The organism is uncultured Senegalimassilia sp., from assembly GCF_902464545.1.
In the GTDB taxonomy this organism is placed as follows: domain Bacteria; phylum Actinomycetota; class Coriobacteriia; order Coriobacteriales; family Eggerthellaceae; genus Senegalimassilia.
In genome coordinates, this window is record NZ_CABQJR010000008.1 from 50,164 (window position 1) to 70,736 (window position 20,573).

A 20,573-nucleotide genomic window follows, 5' to 3' on the forward strand; every position below is an offset into this window, starting at 1 on the left:
AAAGCGGGTAAACACAGGGCCTTGATATGGGAGGTGCTTCGATGGCAGCGGCTGAGGAGATGGTGTTCGCAACGCATGGCGCGAAAGCGCAGGAGGTGGTGGCGCGCGCCCTTGCGGCGCCGGTGAGCCTTGCGGCCGATCAGGTGCGCGAGGTGAGCCCGGGGCGCTCGCAGGCGGGCGAGGTGTGGTCGCCGCAGCTGCTGCCGTATCAATCATGGGAAGGCGGCTCCGCGCGCGCCGGGCAGGTGGACGGCGATGCCGATGGCGATCTGCTGGCGGCGGGGTCGTTGGGCATGGGCGTGGACGACGACGCCCGCGCGCGTCTGTTGGCCATGGCGGCCCGTCAGGAGGGTGTGGGCGGCGCCGCTGCCGTGGACGTGCCCGACGAGCAGGATGCCCCGGCCGTGTCGGTTCAGCGCGAGGAGGCGGGATATGCCCTGGTCGGCTTCGATCTGCGCGCGCTTGCGCAAGCGACCGGAGCGCAATCGGGGCTTGCCGTGGTGCTCCCCTCGTTCGTGGACGGCGTTCCCGTGGTGCGCATCGCGCCCGGTGCGTTCGCGCGTCGTTTGGTGCGCGGCGTGGGTGTCGACGTGCTGGTGGTGCCCGACACGGTGCAGCGCATCGGCGCCGGCGCCTTCTCAGCTTTGCCCGGGCGTCATATCCATCTGGGGGCGGGCGTGCGCGCCGGCGGTGCCCAGGCCTGCGACCTTTCCGGCGTCACGCCGCCGCTCGAGCGTCGCACCTATTCGGTGAGCGGGGAAAACGAGCATTATCAAGCGCAGGACGGCAGCCTGCTTTCCGCGGACGGGAAGATGCTTTTGTTCTGCGCCCCGCCCTATGAAGAGCGTTATGACCTTCCCGACGGCGTGGAGGTGGTCGGCGAGACGGCGTTCGCGCAGGGTTGCGAGCCGCCGCACGTGGTGTCCGCGCCGGCGTGTTTGCAGCATGTCCGGGTCAAGCAATGGGATGCCGCGCTGTGGATGTGCCCGGCAGGGTGCGACGGTGCGCGCCGCCTGCGCCGCCGAGGCGTGCGCGTGTGCGGCCCTGACGCCATCGAGGCGGACGGCTGCTGGTTCGACTGCCGTGACGGCGCGGCCCTGCTGGTGGCGGGCCCGCAGCCCCCGAAGTCCGCATCGAAGCGCTTCGCCAGCGTGGCGGCGCGTGTGCGCGCTGCTGCGGCCAGCGACGAGGGCGTTGCCGTGGATGCGAAGCAAGCGGCGGCGCGCGCCGAGGCCAACGATTGCGGCGGGCTTGTGTCGGGCGGCAGGTTGGGACCGGTCGGCCAGGGGCCGTCGGCGGCGGTGCTCGCGCAGCCCCAGGTCGTCGAAACGTTGGCTTTGCCTGCTCAGGTGCGGGGCGCGGAGTTGACGCGCATCGCCCCGAGCGCGTTGCCGTATGCGCCGAAGACCCTGATCATCCCCGCAACGGTTCGCGAAGTGGGAGACGGCAACGCGTGTCGCGGAACGAAGCGCCTGGTGCTTCCCGAGGGTCTTGAGCGCGTGGGCGCGCACAGCTTCTGCTCGCGCACGCTCGAGGGACCCGTGGCTCTGCCGAAATCGCTTCGGTCGGTGGGCGAGGGCAGCTTCGAGTTCTCCGTGTGCCGGCTGGCGTGGTCGGGCGTGGCAGTGCATGTGCCCGCCGACCAGCTGCTGAGCTGCTTCACCCTCGACGCCGAGCCCGGGTGCGACCCGTTCGACCTGCCTCGCTACGACGAGGTGCTCAGATCGGGAAAGAACGTGCCGGACCGTTTAGGGGCGCTGCTGCATCGCCTGGAGCGGCCCGTTGGGCTGGATGCGCAGATGCAGGCCGCCTTCGCCGACGAAGTGCGCGCCGCGGGGCGCGAGGCGCTCGTGCGCATCGCCCGGGAGGGCAGCCTGGAGATGGTGCGTCAGCTGGCCGATCTAGGGCTTATGGAAGATAAACGCTTCGACGCGCAGATCGAGCTGCTGCGCCAGGGCAACCGCATGGATTGCGTGGCATTCCTCATGGAGCGGCGGCATCGCACCGGCGCGCAGGTCGATGGGGGCGGCGAGCAGGATGCGCCTGCAAGCTTGAGGAGCAAGTTCGCCCTTTAGAGGGGATGGGCGTGCAAGGTTTTCGGGGGTATGGGGAGGTTTCCTGCCAACTTATGTCGGATACCCCGAAAAGCCCCCCGCGTGCGCGCTTGTTGTGCGGTAACGCTGGTATACTGTGCCATATAGAACAGCCGTACGTGTTGCGGCCGCATGATCCGCACGCAGAAGGAACCGCCATGATCGACGAGATGCAAGTTAAGAACCTGGCGCTGATAAAGCAGGCCTCCCTTGTCCCCGCTCAGGGCCTGACCGTGCTCACGGGTGAGACGGGCGCTGGCAAAACGGCGTTGCTGTCGGCGCTCAAGCTGCTTATGGGATCCCGCGCGGACAAGGATTCCGTGCGCGATGGCCAGGATGGCTTGGAGGTCAGCGGACGTTTCTTCGGGCTTTCCCGCGCGTCCTCTGATGGCGATGAGCCGCGCGAAGACGAAGATGAGCTGGTGGCCGTGCGCCGCGTGGGCGCCGACGGGCGCTCGCGCGTCACGCTTGACGGCCGCATGGCAAGCGTGCGGGAGCTGGCGGGTACGGTGTCGCCTTCCATCGATTTGTGCGGCCAGCACGATCAGCAGCAGCTATTGAAGCCGGCGGCGCACGTAGGGATGCTCGACGCATGGGCCGGGCAGAGCGTGGCCGAGGCGCTTCACGCGTATCAGGGGGCGTTCGCCGAGGCGTCGCGGGCGGCGGCGGAGCTTGCCCGGGTCCGCGATGCCGGAGCCGCCTCGTCGGCGAAGCTCGATGAGGCGCGCTTCGTGTTGCAGCGCATCGATGCCGTGGACCCGCGCGAGGGCGAATACGAGGAGCTTTCGGCTAAGCTTGCCCGCGCCGAGCACGCTGAAACGCTTGCGATGTCGGCATATCGCGCGCATCAGGCGCTCGGGGGCGACGAGGGCGCCATCGATTTGCTGGGCAGCGCCGCGGCGGCCCTGGACGAAGGGTCCCGCTACGACCCTGAGCTCGGCAAGCTTGCGGAATCCCTGCGCGAGGCGGGGTATGTGCTGGAGGACGTTTCGCGCACAGCCCGGGACTATCGCGATGGGGTGGAATTCGACCCTGAGGAACTGGAGCGAGGGCAAGAGCGCATGGCGGCCTTGCAGGGGCTCATGCGCACCTACGGGCCGCGCATGGCCGATGTGCTTGCGGCGCGCGACGAGGCTGCTGACCTGGTGTCGTTGGTGGATGATGCCGAGGAGCGCGAGCGTGTCGCGCAGCGAGCGGTCGATGCCGCCGAACAGGCATTGGCGGCGGCGGCGCGGACCCTCGACGATGCGCGCGGCGAAGCTGCGCCAAGGTTCTCCCAGGCGGTGTCGGCGCAGATGCAGCGGTTGGAGATGGGCACGGCGCAGCTCGTGTGCGAGCAGCGTGCGCTGCCGCGCGCATCGTGGACCCGCTCCGGTGCGTCGGAGGTGGAGTTCATGTTCCAGCCCGGCGCCGGCATGCAGGCCCGCCCGCTTGCCCGCATAGCCTCGGGCGGCGAGGTCAGCCGCGTCATGCTGGCCATAAAGGTGGTGCTCGGGCAGGCCGACAGCGTTGATACGCTGGTGTTCGACGAGGTGGATGCCGGCGTAGGCGGCTCCGTGGCCGTGGCGCTGGCGGAGGTCCTGGCGGACCTTGCCCGCAGCCATCAGGTCATCGTGGTGACGCACTTGGCCCAGGTTGCCGTGCATGGCGATGTGCACTATGCGGTCACCAAGATAGCCGGCGACGATGGGATGCCCCAGACCTGCCTGCGACAGCTATCCGCTGACGAGCGGCCCGCCGAGATCGCCCGTATGCTTTCCGGCGACGCCACGGAGGCATCGCTTGCCCATGCGCGCGAGATGCTCGGGGCCGTGAAGGGCGCGCAAGGGGAATGAAGCGCGGCGCGTCGGCCCTGCAGGTCTCGACGTACCCGTTCGGGGTTTTCCGGGTCGCCACATGGGAATCGTATAGCTTGAGGGCCGTCGGCTGAGCCGGCGGCCTTTTTGAGTTTGCGTGAAGGAATCGGGCTTGTGGCGCGTAGGGCGGATTCTCGCCCGGGCGCCGGTGCGTCCCGGGTCCGTAAAACGGAAGGTGCATCCGTTTTCGGGCGCTGCCCCATGTCGGGCCCGGGCTTTTGGCGCGAAAAGCGCGTTGGTTTTCGGGCGTCGGCGCAGGCCGGCGTCCATTTTTATGGGTGCGACGTATGGGTGGAAGGCTTGCGTGGCCGAATTAAAGCTCGTAAAAAGAGGCACCGGCCTGCGCCGACGCCTCTAATTCAGACACGCTTTTACCTTATAAGCCCCTGGTTGCCCTGAAAAAAGAAAAGGTCAGACGAAAAACGTCTGACCTGCGGTTTTAATGGTGGCCGGTACAGGATTTGAACCTGTGACCTTGTGCTTGTAAGGCACCTGCGCTCCCGCTGCGCCAACCGGCCGTTGATTCCCTGAATGGGTGAAGCTTATTGTCGCATAAGAAACCCGCTTTCGCAAATACTGCACAACCCGTCGATGCCGCTGGGCTTGCTCGAGTTTGTCCGAGCCTGCCCTTCGGGTCGGCGGGTTTTTGCGTTTGGAGAGCGGGCAGGGGGATTCCGCATGGCTTCGGGTTGGACGGCCCTGCAAGGTTTTGACGACAAGAGGCGGCGTTGCCGGCAAGGGTTTCGCAAGGTGGCGTTCCCATACTGGATGCTGCGAAGCGAAGGAGGTGCGCATGAGACGGAACAAGACCGCTGCGGCGGGTGCGATATGCGGCGTGCTGTGCGCGTTGTGCGTGCTCGGATATACCCAGTCGGTGCGCGGCGAGGCAGAGCGCGCCCGTGCTGACGCCCTGGCGCGCTACGGCGGCGATCAGGTGGAGGTTTGCGTGGCGAAACGAGACATAGCCGCAGGTGAAACGGTTGATTCCGGAGCCGTGGAGGTGCGTCTGTGGGTGGCCGACCTCCTGCCGCCCGAAGCGGTGCGGCAAACATCGGAGGTTGTGGGGTCGAAGGCGTCTTCAACGGTGCTTTCCGGCGAGGTCCTCTCCGCAAGAAGGTTCGGCGTGGCATCGGCGGCCATAGACGTGCCCGATGGCAAGGTTGCGATCAGCGTGCCGGCCAAGGACGTTCAGGCGGTGGGCGGTGCGGTGTCGGCGGGTTCATCGGTGGACGTGTATGCCACGGGAAGCGCTGCCACGCAAGCGTTGGCGCGGGGCGTGAACGTGTTGGCAACCAGCGCTGGAACGGACGATCGGCAGGCATCGGGATCGGCCTCGAAGGTGACGTGGGTGACGCTTGCCGTCGACCCGAACCAGGTGGAGGAGCTTGTGTCGGCGGCTCAGAAAACCGAGCTGTATCTGACCTTGCCCGGCGCGGATGCGAGGTGAGAGCGGTATTAAAGCAAACGGAAGGAGAAGGGATGTCCATGCCGTTGGTGGCGCTGTGCGCCGATGAGGAATGCTTTCGGCATCCGGAGCTGTTGGGCCTTGAGGGGGAGAACCTGCTTGCGCAGCAGTGGCTCATGCCGTTCACGTCCGCCGAAGCGGCGCGTACGGCGTTGCGCGATGCGGTGAGCGTGCAGGAGGTATGGGTGGTTTCCTGCGCGGATGTGGCCCCTATCAACCTTGCGGCGGCGTTGAAGCACGATCGCGCCGATAGGCGCGTGTGCATGCTGACGGCGCAGGAATCGGGGTCGCTTCGGTCCAGGACGACCGCGGCGGGCGTGGATGCGTCGTTGACCAGGCAGGCCTTCGTCGAGCGGTATGCGCAGTGCAAGCAGGCGGCCATGCGGGCGATCGAGCTGCAGACGGGGATCGGCCCTGGGGCCGGCTGCGCGCCTGCGGGGGAGGCGGCCGTGTCGCAACAGGCGGCGTTCGGCAACGCGCCTTCGGCCGCTTCCCCGTACGGAACGGTCGCAATGCCTACGGCCGGCTTTCCGGGGGCGCTTGAGGGCGCGGCGGCACCCGCGGCGGCGATGGCTTCGTCTGCGGGGGTCCAGCTGGGAGGATCGTATACGCCGGCGAGCGCCCAGACGGGCCTTGCCGCCCCATCGGCGACGAAGGCCTTTGCCGCAACCGCTTCCCCCTATGGGACCGCATCGGGACCGGGAGCTTCTGGAAGCTCCTCGGCTTCGGCGGCGAACCTGCAGCACCCTACGGCGAAGGGCTTTTTGCTGCCGGTGGTGAGCGGCAGCGGGGGCGCGGGCAAAAGCGCGGTCGCGTTGCTTGCGGCGCATGCGGCCCAGGGGCTGGGCCTGCGTACGCTGCTGCTCGACTTCGACCTGCAGTTCGGCGACATGGCGCAGCTCATGGGCGTGAAAAAGCCCCTGCGCATCGACGAGGTGCTTGCCCGGCCCGAACGCTTGGCCCAGCTTGCCTGCGAGGGGAAGGTGCCGGCGCTGCTGACCGCTCCGGAGCATGTGGATGCCGCAGAGGCGGTGGTGGCGCAGGCCCCGGCGCTTCTGGATGCCGTGCGAGAACGCTTCGACGTGATCGTGGCGAACACGGGCGGTGCGTGGGCCGAGCAGCATGCGGTGCTGCTGGAGCGCAGTTCGAAGGCGCTGTTCCTTGTCGACCAGCGAGCCACGTCGGTGCATGCGGCGCAGCGCGCGCTCGACCTATGCGCTCGTTGCGGCATAGCCGTCAACCCGTTCCTGTTCACGCTGAACGGCTGCGGCAAGGGGGCGCCGTTGTCGTCGATGGATGTGTCGTGCGCGTTGAAGGGGGCTCATGTGCATGAGCTGCCCGATGGCGGCGCCGATGTGGAGGAGCTTCTGGCGGCGGGGCTGGTGGGCGACCTGATCGATTCGCGTAACGATCTGTTCGAGGGCATCGAGGAGCTTATGGCCGAGATATTGCCTGGCGTATCGGCTGCGGCGGGGTCTTCGCGCGAGGGGCCGGGCATGCCCTTCCTTCGCGGAAAGCGCTCGCGCAAGCGCAAGAAGGCCTGATTATGACGCTGGCCGAGCGTGCGCAGGCGTTGGGTGCGGGTGGCGGCGAAGGTCATGCGCCCACGGCGACGCTTGCGCGCCTGAAGGAGGATGTGCGCCTGTTCGTGTCGGTGGACGACATAGCGGCATTGATGGCCTTCGAGCCGGCGCGGGCGCGAAGCGAGCTTTTAGGGGCGTGCCGCCAGGCGTTCGCGCTGCCCGTGTGGCAGGGGGCCGATGCCTTGCGCCGATCGAGGCTCTCCGAGCAGTTGATCGACGAGGTGTTCGGCTTCGGCCCTTTGCAGCCGTTGCTGGCCGATCCGACCATCACCGAGATCATGGTGAACGGCCCCGGCGACGTGTTCTTCGAGCGGCAAGGGCGCCTTGTGCGCAGCGACCGGGCGTTTTCAAGCCAAGCTCAGCTTCGGGCGCTTATCGATCGCGTGCTCGGGCCGCTCGGCAGGCGCGTGGATGAGTCGTCGCCTATGGTGAACGCCCGCATGCCCGAAGGCCATCGCGTGCACGTGGTCATCCCGCCGCTCGCGCCCGACGGGCCCATCGTCACCATCCGCAAGTTCACCCAGCGCGTGATAACGCTTGCGGAGATGGAGCGCTTCGGCTCGATCGACGGGCATTTGCGGCGCTTTCTGGAATGGGCGGTGCTTGCGCGCAAGAACGTGGTGGTGGCGGGCGGCACGGGCAGCGGCAAGACCACGTTGCTCAACGCATTGTCATGCTGCATTCCCGCAGGTGAGCGCATCGTGACCATCGAGGATACGGCCGAGCTGCGCTTTCTCGAGCATCCCCACGTGGTGCGCCTGGAGGCGCGCCCGCGCAACGCCGAGGGGGCGGGCGAGGTGACCATCCGCGAGCTGGTGATCAATGCGTTGCGCATGCGCCCTGACCGCATCGTGGTAGGCGAGTGTCGCGGCGCGGAGGCGGTGGACATGCTCACCGCGATGAACACCGGGCACGACGGGTCGCTCACCACGCTGCATGCCAACTCCCCGCGCGACGTGCTTTCCCGCGTGGTGACCATGGTCCGCTACGGCGTCGATCTGCCCGTGGATGTGATCGAGGCGAATGCGGCAAGCGCATTCGATGTGGTGGTGCAGACGTCGCGGGCGCTCAGCGGCAGGCGATGCGTGACCCATGTGTCGGAGCTTGCGTACGACCAAAGGGCGCGGGCTTGCAGCGTGAGGACGTTGTTCGAGCGGCGTTCTCCCGAAGAAGCGGGGTCATGGCAGGCCCTGCCTGATTGGGTGGACGACCTGCCCGAAACCATCGGGCTTGATGGGGAGGAGGTATTGGAATGGAAGCATCTGGCGTGTTCGGGGCAGGGGCTGTCATAGCGGCGTTTGCCGGCGGTGCGCTTTGCGCGCAGGCAGCGTTGCGGCGCACCCGGCGCCGGAGGGTTGGCGAAGGCGGGATCGGGCGTCATCTTGCGCGCAACGGCGTGCGCTGCGTCGACGGGGTTGCACGTCGCCTGCTTTCCGTGCCCAAGGTAGCCGCTCTTGCGGGCGACGCCCAGTCGGCGCTGCAGGGCCGCGGGGTGGTTTGCACTCCGCGAAGCCTGTGCTCGCTTGCCGTTACGGCGGCAGCGGTCCTGGTAGTTTGCGTGGGGCTGGTATCCGCCTCGCCGTTCGCCGGCATCGCGGTGGCGGTTCTGGCATGCGCCGTGGCGGTGGCGCGCATCCATGGGTGGCGCGATCGCCAAGAGGAGACGTTGCGCGAGGCGGTGCCCGATGCGCTTCATGCCATGGGCTCGTGCTTTCAGGCGGGCTTTTCGCTGCTGCAGACGTTTCAGCAGCTGGCGGGCGAGATAAAGGGACCGCTGGGGAAGAGGTTCGCGGCTTGCGCCCATTTGCTCGAGACGGGCCATGGCTCGAGCGAGGCCCTAGGGGCGCTGCGCGCGGGCGGGAAGAGATCGGAGCTTGCCTTCGTGGCGGTGGCGCTCGACGTGCAGCACCAAGCGGGCGGCAGCATGCGTCCGGTGCTCGAGGCGGCGCGCGAGACGGTCGAAGGGGAGCTGGCCCTGCGTCGTGCGTTGCGGGTGCAGACGGCCCAAGCGCGGCTGTCGGCGCGCGTGGTCACGGTGATGCCGTTCGCTTTGGTCGCGGTGTTCTCGCTGGTGAGCAAAGGGTTTTTAGATCCGTTCCTGCAAAGCCCGCTGGGGTTGGGCCTGTTGGGGCTGGCGTGCACGATGGAGGTTGCGGGCGTGCTCGCGGTGCGCCGCATGCTGAACGTGGAGGTGTCGTGATGACGTATGCGACGGCGCTGCCTGCGATCGCGACCGTTCTAGGCGCGGCGTCGGGCGCGTGCATGTGCTGGGCGGGCGCGCAATCGGTTCGCCGAGCCCGCGCGGCAAGGGCCCGCGCGCCTGATGACGGGCGGGCGAAAGGCGGTGCGCAGGCGAGCGTATGTCTTTCGTATCTGGAGGGTTTGAGCAGGCGATTGGCGTTGCGGGCCGCTCGCCCGGTGCTGCCCGTCGGCGCATTGCGCGGTGCGCATGCGCGCTTCGAGGAGCATGTGGGCAAGGCCGGTCTTGGCGGGACGGTGTCGGCCCAGGCGTGTTGCGAGGGGGCGGTGCGTCTTGCCGCGGCGGGTGCGGCGGCAGGAGCGTTGTTGGGCTGCGCGGCGTCGAACGAGCTTGCGGTAGTCGGTTGCGTGGCGGGCGGTATCGCAGGCGCGACCGCGCCGGGACGCGCGGTCCGCGGGGCTCGGCTCCAGCGCGCCCAGGCGCTGGAGCGCAGCATGTCGGAGATGTTGGAAGTGGTGGCGCTCGGCGTGCGCAGCGGGCTTTCGTTCGATCGCAGCCTGCAGCTGTACACGGGGCATTTCGATGATGGGCTAGCGCGCGAGTGCGCCGCGGCGCAGAGGTCATGGGAAGCGGGGCTTGCGACTCGTCAAGACGCTTTGCGCGCTTTGGCGCAAGGGTACGACAACCCGCTGTTCTCGCGCACGGTGTCGGCCATCATCCGTTCGCTGCGGTTCGGCACCTCGCTTGGCGAGGTTCTGGAGCAGTCGGCGGAACAGGCGCGTGCGGCGCGAAAGGCGCAGGTGGAGGAGCGGGTTGCCAAGGCGCCTGTGAAGATGATGATCCCCACAGGGACGCTGATCCTTCCCGCCATGCTGCTTTTGGTGCTCGGGCCCGTGTTGTTGGAGCTTATGGAAGGGATGTAGTCATGATTCGAGCGGTTATGGATGCATATCGGCGGGCGTTGGCGAAGGCCGCGTGCAAGGTCGCCCGCCTTCGGCGCGGCGAGGACGGGCAGGGAACGACCGAATACGCGATCTTGGTTGGCGTGCTGGTGGTGATAGCCATCATCGCGATAACGGTTTTCCGGCCGAAGCTGCAGGAGCTGTGGGATGCGATCGCCGACGGCATCAACAGCCTGTAGGCGGATTGCGGCGCGCGATTGCGCGGGTCAGGCGACGGTCGAGTTCGCGCTGGTCACCGTGGCGTTTCTGTCTGTCGTGCTTGGGATGGGCGTGCTTTGGCGCAGCGTTTCGGCGGGCACGTTCGTAGAGCATGCGCTGTCGTGCGCCTCCCATTGCGTGACGGGCTCGCTGCCCGGGGCGTTGGCGGACGTGGCGCTGTACTAGCTTTCGAATTCGCAAGGAGGTGGGGGATTGGGCGTTTTGCGCGCAGGCGAGCGCGGGCAGGCGACCGTGGAGGCGGCGTTCCTCATCCCGGTCCTGTTCACGGTGCTTTTGCTGTCCGTGCAGCCGGGTATGGTCCTGTACGACCGGATGGTCATGCAGGCGGCGGCAAGCGATGCGTGCAGGCTTGCTGCCGTCAAGACCGATGCTGTAGGCGATTCGTCGCAGGCAGTGGAGGCGTTCGTCCGCCACAGGCTGGGCGCCATCCCACCCGTCCCCTGCTTTCACGTGCACGACGGAGGTTGCAGCTGGGAGGTGTCCGTGCAAGGGGACGAGCGCACGGAGAAGGTGAGCGTGGAGATCGCCGGCAAGGTCAAGCCGCTGCCGTTTTTGGGCGCGGGCGCCGTGCTGCTTGGCATGACGGACGACGATGGGCTGTTGACGGTGAAGGTCCGTTGTGAGCGGGCGACGCAGCCTGAGTGGGTTGCGGGCAGCCCGCAGGGGCTTGACCCCGAGGCTTGGATAGGAGCTTGGCTATGAGCGTGCCGCGTAGGGTGGCGCAGGCGTTTTCCCTGCGTGACGAGGACGGGATGACCACGGTCGGGATGGTGGTGTCGCTTCTTCTGGCGCTGTCGATGGTCTTCTCGTCGGCCCAGGTGTATCGGATCCAATCCGTGTCCTCACGTGTGCAGTCGGTGGCCGATGCCGGCGCGCTTGCGGCGGGCAATGTGGTGGCGGAGTTCATGGTGGCGGTGCGCGTGTGCGATTCCATGGCACTGTCCTTGTCGTTGACCAGCTTGACGTCCACAGGTTTGGGGATCGTCGCATGTTGCGTTCCCGGCGGGCAGGGCGTGGGCGCCAAGCTGCTCGAAGCCGGTGCGCGCGTGGCCGATGCCCGTGATTCGTTCTCCAAAACCGCTTCCGAAGGCTTGACGCGCGTTCAGAAGGCCCTTCCGTTTTTGGCGGCGGCCAGCGCAGCATCGGTTGCGCAGGGAAACGGCTCGAACGGGTCCGACTACACGGCGCTTGCCCTGCTGGTCCCCGATTCCGCCGAGGATATCCGGGTGCCGCAGGAAGACGCACGCGCCAAGCAGGCACGAGAAGATGCAATCGGCCAGGCCGAGGAGGTCAAGGAGCTGGCGCGGCGGGCTGAGGAGGCGGCCGTGCGGGCCCAAGACGCCAAGCAGCGAGCCTTCGATCACGATTGCGGCGCCCGTCCCGGTTGGTGCATGGCCGAGCGCGCCGAAACCCTGGCGCATATGACGGGCGCGCAAAATCCGGTGTTCTCAAGCGTGGACGCCTGGTCGTTTTCCGTGGCGCTTCGCAGGGCACAGGCGTATTACCCGGCGCGCTTGGCGGTCGAACGCCCCGATGACGGCAGCGTTCAGGCCCAGGCCCAATCGGCGCTGCGCAAGCGCTTTTACACCTATGCCGCGAAGGAGGTGGCGCGTGGATACGTTCGGGAGGGCGATTCTTTCGAGGCCTTGTTCCCTCATCTTCCCGCCAACACCGCGCAGATGCGGGAGACCGAGCTGTTCGCGCAGGCGGTGTACCCGGTCAGCGTGACGGACGCCTCCCCGACCTTGCACGCGTGGGACGGTTGCCCGAAGGCGGCGGGGTCCACGTCGCGGGCCTCCCTTCGCGATATGGAAGCGGGCGCATGGGAGACGTGCTCGGAATGCGGCTTCACGGCGGCAAGCCTGGGCAAGGTGGCGGCAGCCTCCACGTCGATAGGAAACGGCTTCGAGCATCACTACGAGCAGGTGGCGCTTGCCGCCGAGGAGTACCAAAAGGCCCTTGAGGAGGGCGCCCCGGCGAAGCGGGAGGCGAAAAGCCGCGTATCCAAGCTGCTCGACCAGCTGCGCGACGCGTGCTCGAGCGTGGGATCGTTCCGCATCGATGCGGATCCGCCCGGGGGCAAGGGGGTGGTTTGCCTTGCGGTGAATACGGGCCCCGATGCCCCCGACAAGGGGTTCGAATCCGCGTTCGTGCAGGCCAGCGGCCAGCTGGGGTGCCGCGTGGCGATATCGGCGGCAACGCTGGTGGCCGATCCGTCCGGCGAGGGGCGAAGCGTCATCGCCTCTTTGACCGACGGCCTGGCATCGGATTCGGCGCTTGCGGGCGTGTTGGGCGCTGCAGCGGGCGTTTGGTCGGGGGCGCTGAGCGCCTATGCCGATGGGCAGTCGGCGTTGGATGCGGCTGTGCGCGAGGGCTTGGGGGGCTTGCCCCTGGTAAGCGCCTCCGGATTAGGGGATTGGGCCGCCGATGCGCTTTCGGATGCGTTTCGCACCGTAGGGCTTCAGCCGGCGAACCTGGATGCGCTGCGCCCGGCGACGGTGAACGCGGCGCATGTCGCGCAGGCCGGCGATAGCGCGTTTTGCGCTCGCTTGCTCGAGGTGAAGCGGCAGGCGGTCGAGCATCCGCTCATGTCCAACGACGTGTTCTCGTCGGTGGTGGGCGCTGTTCGCAGGGACGTGCTGCAGCGTTTCGACGCTTGGGGCGATTCGGTGGAAGTAGCGACCATCAGCATAGGCGGCGTCCAGGTGCCTGTAACGGTGGCGTTGCCCCCGGCGGTGAAAGGATTTGCCTCGGATGCCATCGGAGCTGCGGCTGACAAGCTTCTGTCCGTGTATGCGAGCGCGACGGGATTGCGGCAATGGGATTGATGGTCGATCGGATATGCGCCGCCGGCAGGTCATCGGGGCAGATGACGGTGGAGTTCGTGGCGGCGCTGCCCGTGCTTTTGGCGGTGGCGGCCATCTCGGTCAACGCCCTGGCGTTTTTCGGTTGGTGCGCGGCGTTCGATGACGATTTCCGCGATTCGGTCCGGGTCTATGCCGCTTCGCCGGCGTACGGGCAGGGCGTGGGCGATACCTGCGCGCTCATCGAGCGGGCTCTCGATGAACGGTTGGACGCGGAAAACGTCTCGGTAAGCGTTTCGGCGCATGGCATCTCAGCGGGGCATACATCGTTTTCGGCCACGCTCGAGTACATGCCCACGTTGTTCGGTCTGGGGTTGAAGTCGGAGGTGATGGGAGTGGCGCTGCCGAAGCTGTCGCATACCGAGGAGCTGGTGGTGGATTGCTATAAGCCCGGGGTGCTGTTGTGAGCGGCCGTCGTGGGCATGCGGCGTGCGGCGGCGATTGGACGCCAAGACGGTCGGCGCGCGCAGGGCGCGGCGGCCGTGCGCGAGCACGTTCCGTCCGCGCGGCGCTCATCATGGCCGCGGGGATCGCGCTTCTTGCCGGTGCCGGCGGCGCGCAAGCCCAGGCGGCATGGCGGACGGCGTCCGAGTCGGCTTCCCTAGCCGGCTTCGATGCGGTCATGGGGAGGGTTGATGACGGCTTTTCTTGCTCGCCCTCGGATATCCCCGAGACGTTCAGGGACGAGCTGTTTCCGGTGGCGGGCAAGCGCGGGCTGCGCTGCGATGTCGGGTCGCACCTGGTGGGATTCGAACATGCGGGCAGCGCTCCCGATGCGCTGCGGGAGGTGCAGGATGCGCTTGAGCGCGGTGGATGGAGCATGACCGCGGTAAGGGAAGGCTCGTGCGCGACGTTTTCGAAAGGCTGCGGCACCTGCCGCTGGGCGTTCGTGCAGTGCGTGCAGATGCCTCAGGGGACGAGCGTGGTGGTGCAGTGGTCCGAATACGGGAAGGAGGAGCTTTCGTGAAAGGAAAGGATGCGCCGATGAGATTGGCGGTCGGCTTCGGGGCGCGCGTGCGCGGCTTGCTGGGGGCGAAGCGCTCGAAGGGCGTCGTCATGCTGGCGCCGTGCAACGACGTTCACACCTTCGGCATGGCCGAGCTGATCGACATCGCGTTTCTGGACGAGCGAGGGCAGGTGCTGGAGTCGTATCGGGCCGTTGGGCCGCGCAGGCGTATCAGGTGCCGTAAAGCGGTGGCCGTTTTAGAGCGGTTTTCCGTGAACGACCCGCCCTGGTTTTCAGCGGGGGAGCATGTGGAGATGACGAGAAAGGATGGTGCAGGGAAATGAGGGTATGCCCGGTTTGCCACGCAAGGGCGTTCGACGATGCCGAGGTCTGCTACGGCTGTATGCATCGGTTCAGCGGCAAAGAGCCAGCGGCTGCGCCGATGCCAGGCAACGCGCATAAGGGAGGGGCCGTCGGACCGCTACCCCAGGAGACGCAGATGCGCGCCCAGGCGCCGAGTCCTGGCGCGAACGCGGCTCCTTGGGCCGATGCGCGGCAGGCGGCTTTGGCGAAGGAGCGCTCGGCGGAGCAGCCGCAGCGGTCGCTGTCCGTCGACGGCGTTTCCGGAATCGAGCAGTGCTTGGACGGAGAGCCTTGCGGGAGCGCCCCTGTCATCGCGAGGAACGTGAGCGTTTCCGCCGGTGGAGCGGACATCGTGGTGCGTATCGAGCTGGTAGGGGCTGTGGAGGAGAATACGGCGGCGAAGGACGATGCTGCCCGGCAGGCGGCTCAGGCCGCCGCTTGCCAGCTGTTGCGCCGAGGTAGGCCGATACGGGGATCGGTTGGCGCCCGCCCGGCCGATGTGCAGCGAGGAGCGTCGGCCGGGCAAGGGGCTGAACAGGCAAGATCGATCCATCCGCGTCATGCTGCCGAATTGCAGGCGGTAAGCGCATGACGGGGTATGCGCTGACTGCGTTGGCCTTATGCGCGGCCGTCGGGGCCGCAACGGGGGCGTTCGCGATCCCCCGAATCGCCGATATGTTGCTGAGCAGGGCATATTGGCGCTCTTACACCTGGTGGTATCGCTGCTTGGATGATTTCGCGCGTTACCGCGACGTCTGCCCTGACCGGCTTCCCCGTCAAAACGAGAAGGGGACGGCCGGCGCCGTGGGCGTCTGGCTTGCGGATTGCCGCTCCCAGACTTTGAAGGGGGCGCTCACGCATGAACGAGCTGAAGCGCTTCGGGAAGCGGGCATCGATGTGGGGAAGGGCGCCTCAACGCGAAGCGAGGTCCAGCAGCAGCGTCGCTGCTCGTTCTCTGCGCGGCCGTGGCAGCGGGCGGTGCTCGCCGTTGCCATGGCGGTGTGGTTCGCGGCCCAGCCCTTGTCGGGCGTCCCATTGCATCAAGGCGGCCTTTTGTGCGTATGCGGCGTGGCCATGGCGTCGGGGGTGGTGTGCGATCTGAGGGCAAGGATGATCCCGCTTGAGTGCTGTGCGGCGTTGCTGGTCGCAGGAGGCGCTTATCAGCTGCTTCGCCATGGGTCCATCGGCATCGCGGAAGGCGCCGTTGCCGCGGCAGCGGTTCTGGCGGTGTGCTGGACGGCGAACCGCATCGCGCGAAATAGCGGCGGCTCGGTGGGCTTCGGCGACATCCGCTGCATGACGGCGCTCGCTTTGGCTTGCGGCCCTGCAACGCTTTTGGGGGCGGCAGCTTGCTATGTATCGGCGTGCGCGTTCTCGATCGCCGGGATGCTGACGCATCGGCTTGGACGTCGTGACGGCATCCCCATGGCGCCGTTTTTGTCCATATGGCTGGCGGTGGGGACGACGGTGCTCGGATGAGGGCGGGATTTGGAAAGGAGGTGGTGCCCTTGGGCTGGTTCGGCGTCGGTTCGATTCGATGACAAGGAAAAGGCAGCGAATGGGAAGGTTTGGATATGGGTATGAACGTGAACACGAACAGCATCGGCCTGAAGGGCTTTGCGGACAAGGCGCGCGCCCTGGCGTATCGCGGCGAGGAGGATGGCGGATCGGAAATCGTGCAGGTTGTCATCGCGCTCGGTTTCGCCGTGGGCTTGGGGGCGGCGCTTATGATCTTGCAGACGCAGGTCAACACGGCGATCACGTCCGCCGGCAACTCGGTCACGAACATGTTCAAGAGCGTGACGAGCGGCGCGGTGGGAAGCAGGTAGCCGTGCTTGTGCGCCTGGCCGGCAGCCGGGCGCGGGTCGATGGGGCGAGCGCCGTCACGTTCGTGATGGCGCTGCCCTTGCTGATGGGCCTGCTGTGCGCCGTCGCGGATATCGGAAGGGCGGCGTATCTGGGGATGGAAGCGGATGTCGCGGCCCAGGCCGCCTGCCGCTATGCGGCTCAGCGCGTTGCGCAAGGGGACAAGGGTCCGGACGGGGCGTCTGCTCTTTCGGCGGCGCTCGAGCAGGCTCCCGGGCTTGCGGGCGAGGGAGTTTCCTGCTCAATCGAGGTCGACTGCTTGCCCGTGCGGACGAAGGAAGTCGAGCGCAAGACGTTCGACCCGCAGGCGGATCGCTTCGAAGGGCGGCTGGTCGGGTTCGCTTACCGGCAGGTGGACGTGAGGATGCGCGTGAGCGCCCGATGCTTGACTCCCGTCGGCGAGGCGGTGCTCTCCGCGGCGGGCGCGGTCGACGGACTGCAGCTGTCATCGGCGGCGAGCAGGACGGTTTCGGTGGATGCGGATACGGAGGTGGGGCATGGTCGTCGATGAACGGGGGAGCGAGAGCGTGCAGTTCTCCTTCGCGGCGGTGCTGCTCATCGTCGTGGCGTTCGGCATCATGCAGGCGGCCATGATGAACGCGGCGGCCATCATGCTGTCCTCCGAGCTTACTCAGGCGTGCATGCGCATCGATGTGTCGGGCCTGAGGGCGGCATCGGACAAGGAATCGTTCGTCGCCGAGCAGATCCTCGATGAGTCCGCGCAGCTGCGCCGTAGCGATTTGACGGTGTCGGGGGTGCGGGTGGAATCGAACGCGCGCGAGGATGCGTTTTCCGTAAGCGGCGTCTCAAGCCGCACGGCCCTCACCTCCGTTTCCTACGACGTGTCCTATAGGGCGCCGATATCGCTGTCCGGGCTTCGCGATGGCGGGCGGCTGTCGCGTCACGTCGCGTGCGCGGTGGTCGACGAGCGGGTGACGGAGGTGATCCTTGCATGAGCCTATATCGAGGGGAGAAGGGGAACGTGGCACCGCTTGCCGTGGCGTTGTGCCTGGTGTTGGTGATGATGCTCGGCTTTTTGGCGGATTGCGCCGTGCTCTACAGCGCAAAGGCCCGTCAGGAGCAGGCCTTGGATGCCGCCAGGTCGGCGTGCATGGATGCCGGTCAAGCAGCCTCCGCGAAATACGGCGATGATGCAGGCGCCGTCCTTGCCGATCTGGTCGTGGATCAAGTCAGGGCGCAAGGGGTGGAAGGGGCGGTAAGCGTGTGGTTCTACGAGGCGCCCGCTCGGGTAGTTGCCGAAAGCGAGCGGATCTGGGTGGTGGGCATGCAGGTGGAGGAGGCGAAAGCCCTTCCGTTTGCCGTAAGCTCCGCCCCCGATGCGAAGGTGGCTTCGTGCCGGGTGTTCAGTGCGCGCCCGTATGCGGCGCAGAAGGTTTGGCGGCCTGATGCCCGCATATGCGGCGTGCATCGCTTCGACGATGGTTGCGGCGCAGGTCAGGGGCGGTTCTCGGCGATAAGCGCGCTTGAGGGGTTCCCTCGGGAGATAGCCGAGGAGGCTCAGGCCCGTTTAGGTGGATAGCGAAAGGGGGACGACCATGTCGGTCGGAAGGAACACGGGGCGCGCCTCGCGGCAGGCGCTGTCGGGGCGGTTGCGCTCCGGCGGGCGTCCGGAGGCGGCGTATGGAAGGGCGGCCGGGCAGGCGGACGAGGGCGAGCAGCGCCCGATCGACGATGCCATCCGCTCGATGGATTCCGCAGCTGCGCGTTTCAAGCAGATGTCGGCGGTGACCGCGGCGGCGGTGGCCGTTGCGGTCGTGGCGGTGGGGTACGGGTTATGGCAGGCAGGGGTATCCCATGCGGCGGTCGATCAAGCGACGAAGGGTGCTCGCAGCGTGGTCGTTACCACGCGCGACGTCGCCGCCGGCGATCCGTTCGGCGCGGATGCGGTGCAGCTTGTGGAGGTCCCCCAGGCTTTCCGTCAAGATGATGCGCTCGGCGCCGACGCCCTTGACGGTGCGGGCGGCGTGGCAGGTGCTCGGGCGTTGGTGTCCATCCCGGCGAACACGCAGCTATCGCCTCAGATGATCGCCGGCAGCGCGGCGGATGGCAGATTGGCCGCTCAGCTTGCCGAGGGCATGGAGGCGGTGTCCCTGTCGGTCAACGACGAGACGGGCGTGGCCGGGCAGGTCCAGCCGTTCGACGAGGTTCGCGTGGTGTGCGTTACCGAGGCCGCCGGCGGCGCGGTCAGCTTGGACGAGCTTTGCGCTTCGGCGCGGGTGATGTCGGTGGGCGGCGACGGCGCTGGCGAGGGCGCGGCGTATAGCGCCATCACGTTGGAGTTGACGCCGGAGCAGGCGGACGCCGTCCGCCGCGCGCAGGCGTCGGGCACTATCAGCGTCCAGCTTGTCGCGGGTGGCATGTTATCGGGAGGCGTGGTCGAGCATGATGGATAGAGGGACCGAGCTTGCCCTGAAGCGGGTTGTCCGCGAAGGCCTTGCGACAAGGTTGCAGGGGGATTCCGATCCTGCGGAGGTGGAGTCGGCCATCCAATCGCTCGTGCAAGAGGCCGTTCGGGCGTGGAACCTGGGGCTTGCCGAGCCCGATATAGCCCGCCTGTGCCGTTCGGTCGGCGACGATTTTCTTCGCTACGGCCCTTTGCAGGGGCTTTTGGAGGACCCCGGCATCACCGAGGTCATCGTCAACGGCGGCGGCGTAGCGATGGAAGCCGGGGTTGCAAGGTTTTTAGAACCGCATGTGTTCGTGGAGCGCGCGGGACGATTGGAGCCGTGCCCGTATGTTCGGTTCGACGACGCCGACCATCTCCGTCGCATCATCGACAAGATCGCCGAGCAGGCGGGCATGCGCTGCGACGAGGCGCATGCCATGGGCTGCGCCATGCTGCCGGGCGGCAAGGCGCGAGCGACGTATATCGTGCCGCCGCTGGCTCCGGATGGCCCTGCGCTCAACCTTCGCCTGTTCGGCGATGACGTCATGAGCATCGAGGATTTGACGGCGCGCGGCGCCCTCAGCTCCGTGATGGCGGAGTTTTTAGGCTCGGCGGTGCGCGCTCGGTGCCCTGTGATCATATCCGGAGGCACCGGCTCGGGAAAGACGACTATGCTCGGCGCGCTTTCCGGGTTCATCCCCGACGACGAGCGCGTCTTGACCATCGAGGATACGCCTGAGCTGCGGCTGCGCGCCGCGCACGTCGAGCGGATGCAGACGCGCGAGGCGAACACCGAAGGCGAAGGGGCCGTCGGGATGCGCGAGCTGGTGGCGCTCTCGCTGCGCCGGCGCCCCGATCGCATCATCGTGGGCGAATGCCGCGGAGCGGAAGCTTACGAGATGCTGCAGGCGATGCAAATCTAGCACTGGTATTCGATAGGAAAAGGAGAGTGGCATCAGGTAATCTGAATGCCTTTTGATCTGGAAAAACGCTTTCTCGCTGTTTTCCATCGATTCCTTCCTGAAAAGTCGGTTACGGAAAGAAATGCGGATTATTCCCGTTGGCTTCCCGTTCGGCGACCTGAGCCTTCCGTTTGATGAAAGGAGGGAGCGGGAGGCCGTTCCGAATAAAAAAGAGAGGCCGTCAGTTGGCGCTGGCGACCCCTCAAGGGCTGCACTAAGCGCCCCAATCACGTTGCTTAGTATAGCCCAAATCGCAGCGGTTTCGCTACCTCTGCGATTTATTCGGGTTCCCGCGCATAGCTATGCGCAGTTTCTTTGCATTTCTATCTATGCCTGCCCCGCCTTAATGCGGCCTGGATTTTGACCCAATCAGGCCGCGGGAGCTCACGACCGCGGGGAAGAAGTGCTGGTTTGTGCCTGAACCAAAGTAGGAGCCGATGAATCAGGTATCGTGCGCAAGCACGAGCGCAGTTGCGAGCGCGCCCGACCCCGGGACGCAGCTCCCTTCTGGGCCTGGAAAACGGGGAACCGCTAGTTTCAGGCCTGGTTGGGAGAACCCGACCGGGGATCCACCGGGCAATCGCAAGCGCTTCCTTCTCGGCGCTAAAGAGGAGTGGGCATGGAGCATTTGCATGTGATGGACACCCGAGGAGCATGAACAGCCCTGTTCCGGCGAGACACCGTAAGGACCGATATACAATCGGCAGGAGAAACCGGGTTTCAGCAGGGTCACCAAGGGGCGGGTGAGGTGATTAAACTGATTATGCGGGGGGGAGGGATTACCATG

Annotated in this window: 22 protein-coding genes and 1 tRNA gene; 22 read left to right on the plus strand and 1 reads right to left on the minus strand. The window is 66.8% G+C overall.

Features of this window, described 5'->3' with window-relative positions; all coding sequences use genetic code 11:
- Nucleotides 1-41: 41 nt before the first annotated feature.
- Complete coding sequence (locus RDW26_RS03665; protein WP_307982567.1) at nt 42-2,075, plus strand: hypothetical protein; 2,034 nt, start codon at nt 42-44, stop codon at nt 2,073-2,075.
- 176 nt (nt 2,076-2,251) lie between these two features.
- Nucleotides 2,252-3,928 (plus strand): DNA repair protein RecN, encoded by a 1,677-nt coding sequence (gene recN, locus RDW26_RS03670; protein WP_307982568.1) that lies wholly within the window; start codon nt 2,252-2,254, stop codon nt 3,926-3,928.
- A 464-nt stretch (nt 3,929-4,392) separates the two neighbouring features.
- Here the strand turns inward: recN and RDW26_RS03675 are convergent.
- Nucleotides 4,393-4,467 (minus strand) — tRNA-Val (locus RDW26_RS03675).
- Nucleotides 4,468-4,742: 275 nt separating this feature from the next.
- On the opposite strand from RDW26_RS03675, the gene cpaB (RDW26_RS03680) reads away from it, so the two are divergent.
- The 20 genes from cpaB (RDW26_RS03680) (at nt 4,743) to RDW26_RS03775 (ending at nt 19,747) form a co-directional block, all read left to right on the plus strand.
- Nucleotides 4,743-5,396, plus strand: a complete 654-nt coding sequence (cpaB, locus tag RDW26_RS03680; protein ID WP_307982569.1) for a Flp pilus assembly protein CpaB — start codon at nt 4,743-4,745, stop codon at nt 5,394-5,396.
- Nucleotides 5,397-5,428: 32 nt separating this feature from the next.
- A complete protein-coding gene (locus RDW26_RS03685) occupies nt 5,429-6,958 on the plus strand; it encodes a hypothetical protein (RefSeq protein ID WP_307982570.1) in 1,530 nt (509 codons plus the stop codon).
- Nucleotides 6,959-6,960: 2 nt separating this feature from the next.
- A complete protein-coding gene (locus RDW26_RS03690; protein WP_307982571.1) occupies nt 6,961-8,289 on the plus strand; it encodes a CpaF family protein in 1,329 nt (442 codons plus the stop codon).
- Nucleotides 8,250-9,197 (plus strand): type II secretion system F family protein, encoded by a 948-nt coding sequence (locus tag RDW26_RS03695; protein ID WP_307982572.1) that lies wholly within the window; start codon nt 8,250-8,252, stop codon nt 9,195-9,197. The genes RDW26_RS03690 and RDW26_RS03695 overlap by 40 nt, the downstream gene beginning before the upstream one ends.
- Nucleotides 9,197-10,120 carry a type II secretion system F family protein gene (locus RDW26_RS03700; protein ID WP_307982573.1) on the plus strand — a complete coding sequence of 308 codons (924 nt, stop codon included), beginning with the start codon at nt 9,197-9,199 and terminating at the stop codon, nt 10,118-10,120. The genes RDW26_RS03695 and RDW26_RS03700 overlap by 1 nt, the downstream gene beginning before the upstream one ends.
- Before the next feature lie 17 nt (nt 10,121-10,137).
- The gene (locus RDW26_RS03705; RefSeq protein ID WP_294420950.1) at nt 10,138-10,338 is read left to right on the plus strand and encodes a Flp family type IVb pilin; all 201 of its coding nucleotides are present in this window, start codon (nt 10,138-10,140) and stop codon (nt 10,336-10,338) included.
- The gene (locus tag RDW26_RS03710; RefSeq protein ID WP_307982574.1) at nt 10,307-10,543 is read left to right on the plus strand and encodes a TadE/TadG family type IV pilus assembly protein; all 237 of its coding nucleotides are present in this window, start codon (nt 10,307-10,309) and stop codon (nt 10,541-10,543) included. The genes RDW26_RS03705 and RDW26_RS03710 overlap by 32 nt, the downstream gene beginning before the upstream one ends.
- A gap of 27 nt (nt 10,544-10,570) precedes the next feature.
- Complete coding sequence (locus tag RDW26_RS03715; protein ID WP_307982575.1) at nt 10,571-11,080, plus strand: pilus assembly protein; 510 nt, start codon at nt 10,571-10,573, stop codon at nt 11,078-11,080.
- Entirely contained in the window at nt 11,077-13,206 is a 2,130-nt protein-coding gene (locus RDW26_RS03720) for a hypothetical protein (RefSeq protein WP_307982576.1), read from the plus strand. The genes RDW26_RS03715 and RDW26_RS03720 overlap by 4 nt, the downstream gene beginning before the upstream one ends.
- Nucleotides 13,197-13,649 (plus strand): hypothetical protein, encoded by a 453-nt coding sequence (locus RDW26_RS03725; RefSeq protein WP_307982577.1) that lies wholly within the window; start codon nt 13,197-13,199, stop codon nt 13,647-13,649. Before RDW26_RS03720 ends, RDW26_RS03725 begins: the two co-directional genes overlap by 10 nt.
- A 110-nt stretch (nt 13,650-13,759) precedes the next feature.
- Nucleotides 13,760-14,209, plus strand: coding sequence for a hypothetical protein (locus RDW26_RS03730; protein WP_307982578.1), 450 nt, complete (start codon nt 13,760-13,762; stop codon nt 14,207-14,209).
- Nucleotides 14,210-14,226: 17 nt separating this feature from the next.
- Nucleotides 14,227-14,532, plus strand: a complete 306-nt coding sequence (locus tag RDW26_RS03735; RefSeq protein ID WP_307982579.1) for a hypothetical protein — start codon at nt 14,227-14,229, stop codon at nt 14,530-14,532.
- Nucleotides 14,529-15,143 (plus strand): hypothetical protein, encoded by a 615-nt coding sequence (locus RDW26_RS03740; RefSeq protein ID WP_307982580.1) that lies wholly within the window; start codon nt 14,529-14,531, stop codon nt 15,141-15,143. Before RDW26_RS03735 ends, RDW26_RS03740 begins: the two co-directional genes overlap by 4 nt.
- Nucleotides 15,140-16,030, plus strand: coding sequence for a prepilin peptidase (locus RDW26_RS03745; protein WP_307982581.1), 891 nt, complete (start codon nt 15,140-15,142; stop codon nt 16,028-16,030). Before RDW26_RS03740 ends, RDW26_RS03745 begins: the two co-directional genes overlap by 4 nt.
- A 95-nt stretch (nt 16,031-16,125) precedes the next feature.
- Nucleotides 16,126-16,380: a hypothetical protein gene (locus RDW26_RS03750; protein ID WP_307982582.1), complete on the plus strand. Its 255-nt coding sequence runs from the start codon at nt 16,126-16,128 to the stop codon at nt 16,378-16,380.
- 2 nt (nt 16,381-16,382) lie between these two features.
- A complete protein-coding gene (locus tag RDW26_RS03755) occupies nt 16,383-16,928 on the plus strand; it encodes a TadE/TadG family type IV pilus assembly protein (protein ID WP_307982583.1) in 546 nt (181 codons plus the stop codon).
- Complete coding sequence (locus RDW26_RS03760; RefSeq protein WP_307982584.1) at nt 16,915-17,373, plus strand: hypothetical protein; 459 nt, start codon at nt 16,915-16,917, stop codon at nt 17,371-17,373. The genes RDW26_RS03755 and RDW26_RS03760 overlap by 14 nt, the downstream gene beginning before the upstream one ends.
- On the plus strand, nt 17,370-17,957 hold the full coding sequence (locus tag RDW26_RS03765; RefSeq protein WP_307982585.1) for a pilus assembly protein TadG-related protein: 588 nt from the start codon (nt 17,370-17,372) through the stop codon (nt 17,955-17,957). The genes RDW26_RS03760 and RDW26_RS03765 overlap by 4 nt, the downstream gene beginning before the upstream one ends.
- A gap of 16 nt (nt 17,958-17,973) precedes the next feature.
- Entirely contained in the window at nt 17,974-18,831 is an 858-nt protein-coding gene (cpaB, locus tag RDW26_RS03770) for a Flp pilus assembly protein CpaB (protein WP_307982586.1), read from the plus strand.
- Complete coding sequence (locus RDW26_RS03775) at nt 18,821-19,747, plus strand: ATPase, T2SS/T4P/T4SS family (RefSeq protein WP_307982587.1); 927 nt, start codon at nt 18,821-18,823, stop codon at nt 19,745-19,747. The genes cpaB (RDW26_RS03770) and RDW26_RS03775 overlap by 11 nt, the downstream gene beginning before the upstream one ends.
- Nucleotides 19,748-20,573 lie beyond the last annotated feature (826 nt).

Coding starts and splice junctions, on each gene's coding strand:
- RDW26_RS03665 (WP_307982567.1), top strand. CDS start 42: ATGGCAGCGGCTGAGGAGATGGTGTTCGCAACGCATGGCGCGAAAGCG.
- recN (WP_307982568.1), top strand. CDS start 2,252: ATGATCGACGAGATGCAAGTTAAGAACCTGGCGCTGATAAAGCAGGCC.
- cpaB (WP_307982569.1), top strand. CDS start 4,743: ATGAGACGGAACAAGACCGCTGCGGCGGGTGCGATATGCGGCGTGCTG.
- RDW26_RS03685 (WP_307982570.1), top strand. CDS start 5,429: ATGTCCATGCCGTTGGTGGCGCTGTGCGCCGATGAGGAATGCTTTCGG.
- RDW26_RS03690 (WP_307982571.1), top strand. CDS start 6,961: ATGACGCTGGCCGAGCGTGCGCAGGCGTTGGGTGCGGGTGGCGGCGAA.
- RDW26_RS03695 (WP_307982572.1), top strand. CDS start 8,250: ATGGAAGCATCTGGCGTGTTCGGGGCAGGGGCTGTCATAGCGGCGTTT.
- RDW26_RS03700 (WP_307982573.1), top strand. CDS start 9,197: ATGACGTATGCGACGGCGCTGCCTGCGATCGCGACCGTTCTAGGCGCG.
- RDW26_RS03705 (WP_294420950.1), top strand. CDS start 10,138: ATGGATGCATATCGGCGGGCGTTGGCGAAGGCCGCGTGCAAGGTCGCC.
- RDW26_RS03710 (WP_307982574.1), top strand. CDS start 10,307: ATGCGATCGCCGACGGCATCAACAGCCTGTAGGCGGATTGCGGCGCGC.
- RDW26_RS03720 (WP_307982576.1), top strand. CDS start 11,077: ATGAGCGTGCCGCGTAGGGTGGCGCAGGCGTTTTCCCTGCGTGACGAG.
- RDW26_RS03725 (WP_307982577.1), top strand. CDS start 13,197: ATGGGATTGATGGTCGATCGGATATGCGCCGCCGGCAGGTCATCGGGG.
- RDW26_RS03730 (WP_307982578.1), top strand. CDS start 13,760: ATGGCCGCGGGGATCGCGCTTCTTGCCGGTGCCGGCGGCGCGCAAGCC.
- RDW26_RS03735 (WP_307982579.1), top strand. CDS start 14,227: ATGAGATTGGCGGTCGGCTTCGGGGCGCGCGTGCGCGGCTTGCTGGGG.
- RDW26_RS03740 (WP_307982580.1), top strand. CDS start 14,529: ATGAGGGTATGCCCGGTTTGCCACGCAAGGGCGTTCGACGATGCCGAG.
- RDW26_RS03745 (WP_307982581.1), top strand. CDS start 15,140: ATGACGGGGTATGCGCTGACTGCGTTGGCCTTATGCGCGGCCGTCGGG.
- RDW26_RS03750 (WP_307982582.1), top strand. CDS start 16,126: ATGGGTATGAACGTGAACACGAACAGCATCGGCCTGAAGGGCTTTGCG.
- RDW26_RS03760 (WP_307982584.1), top strand. CDS start 16,915: ATGGTCGTCGATGAACGGGGGAGCGAGAGCGTGCAGTTCTCCTTCGCG.
- RDW26_RS03765 (WP_307982585.1), top strand. CDS start 17,370: ATGAGCCTATATCGAGGGGAGAAGGGGAACGTGGCACCGCTTGCCGTG.
- cpaB (WP_307982586.1), top strand. CDS start 17,974: ATGTCGGTCGGAAGGAACACGGGGCGCGCCTCGCGGCAGGCGCTGTCG.
- RDW26_RS03775 (WP_307982587.1), top strand. CDS start 18,821: ATGATGGATAGAGGGACCGAGCTTGCCCTGAAGCGGGTTGTCCGCGAA.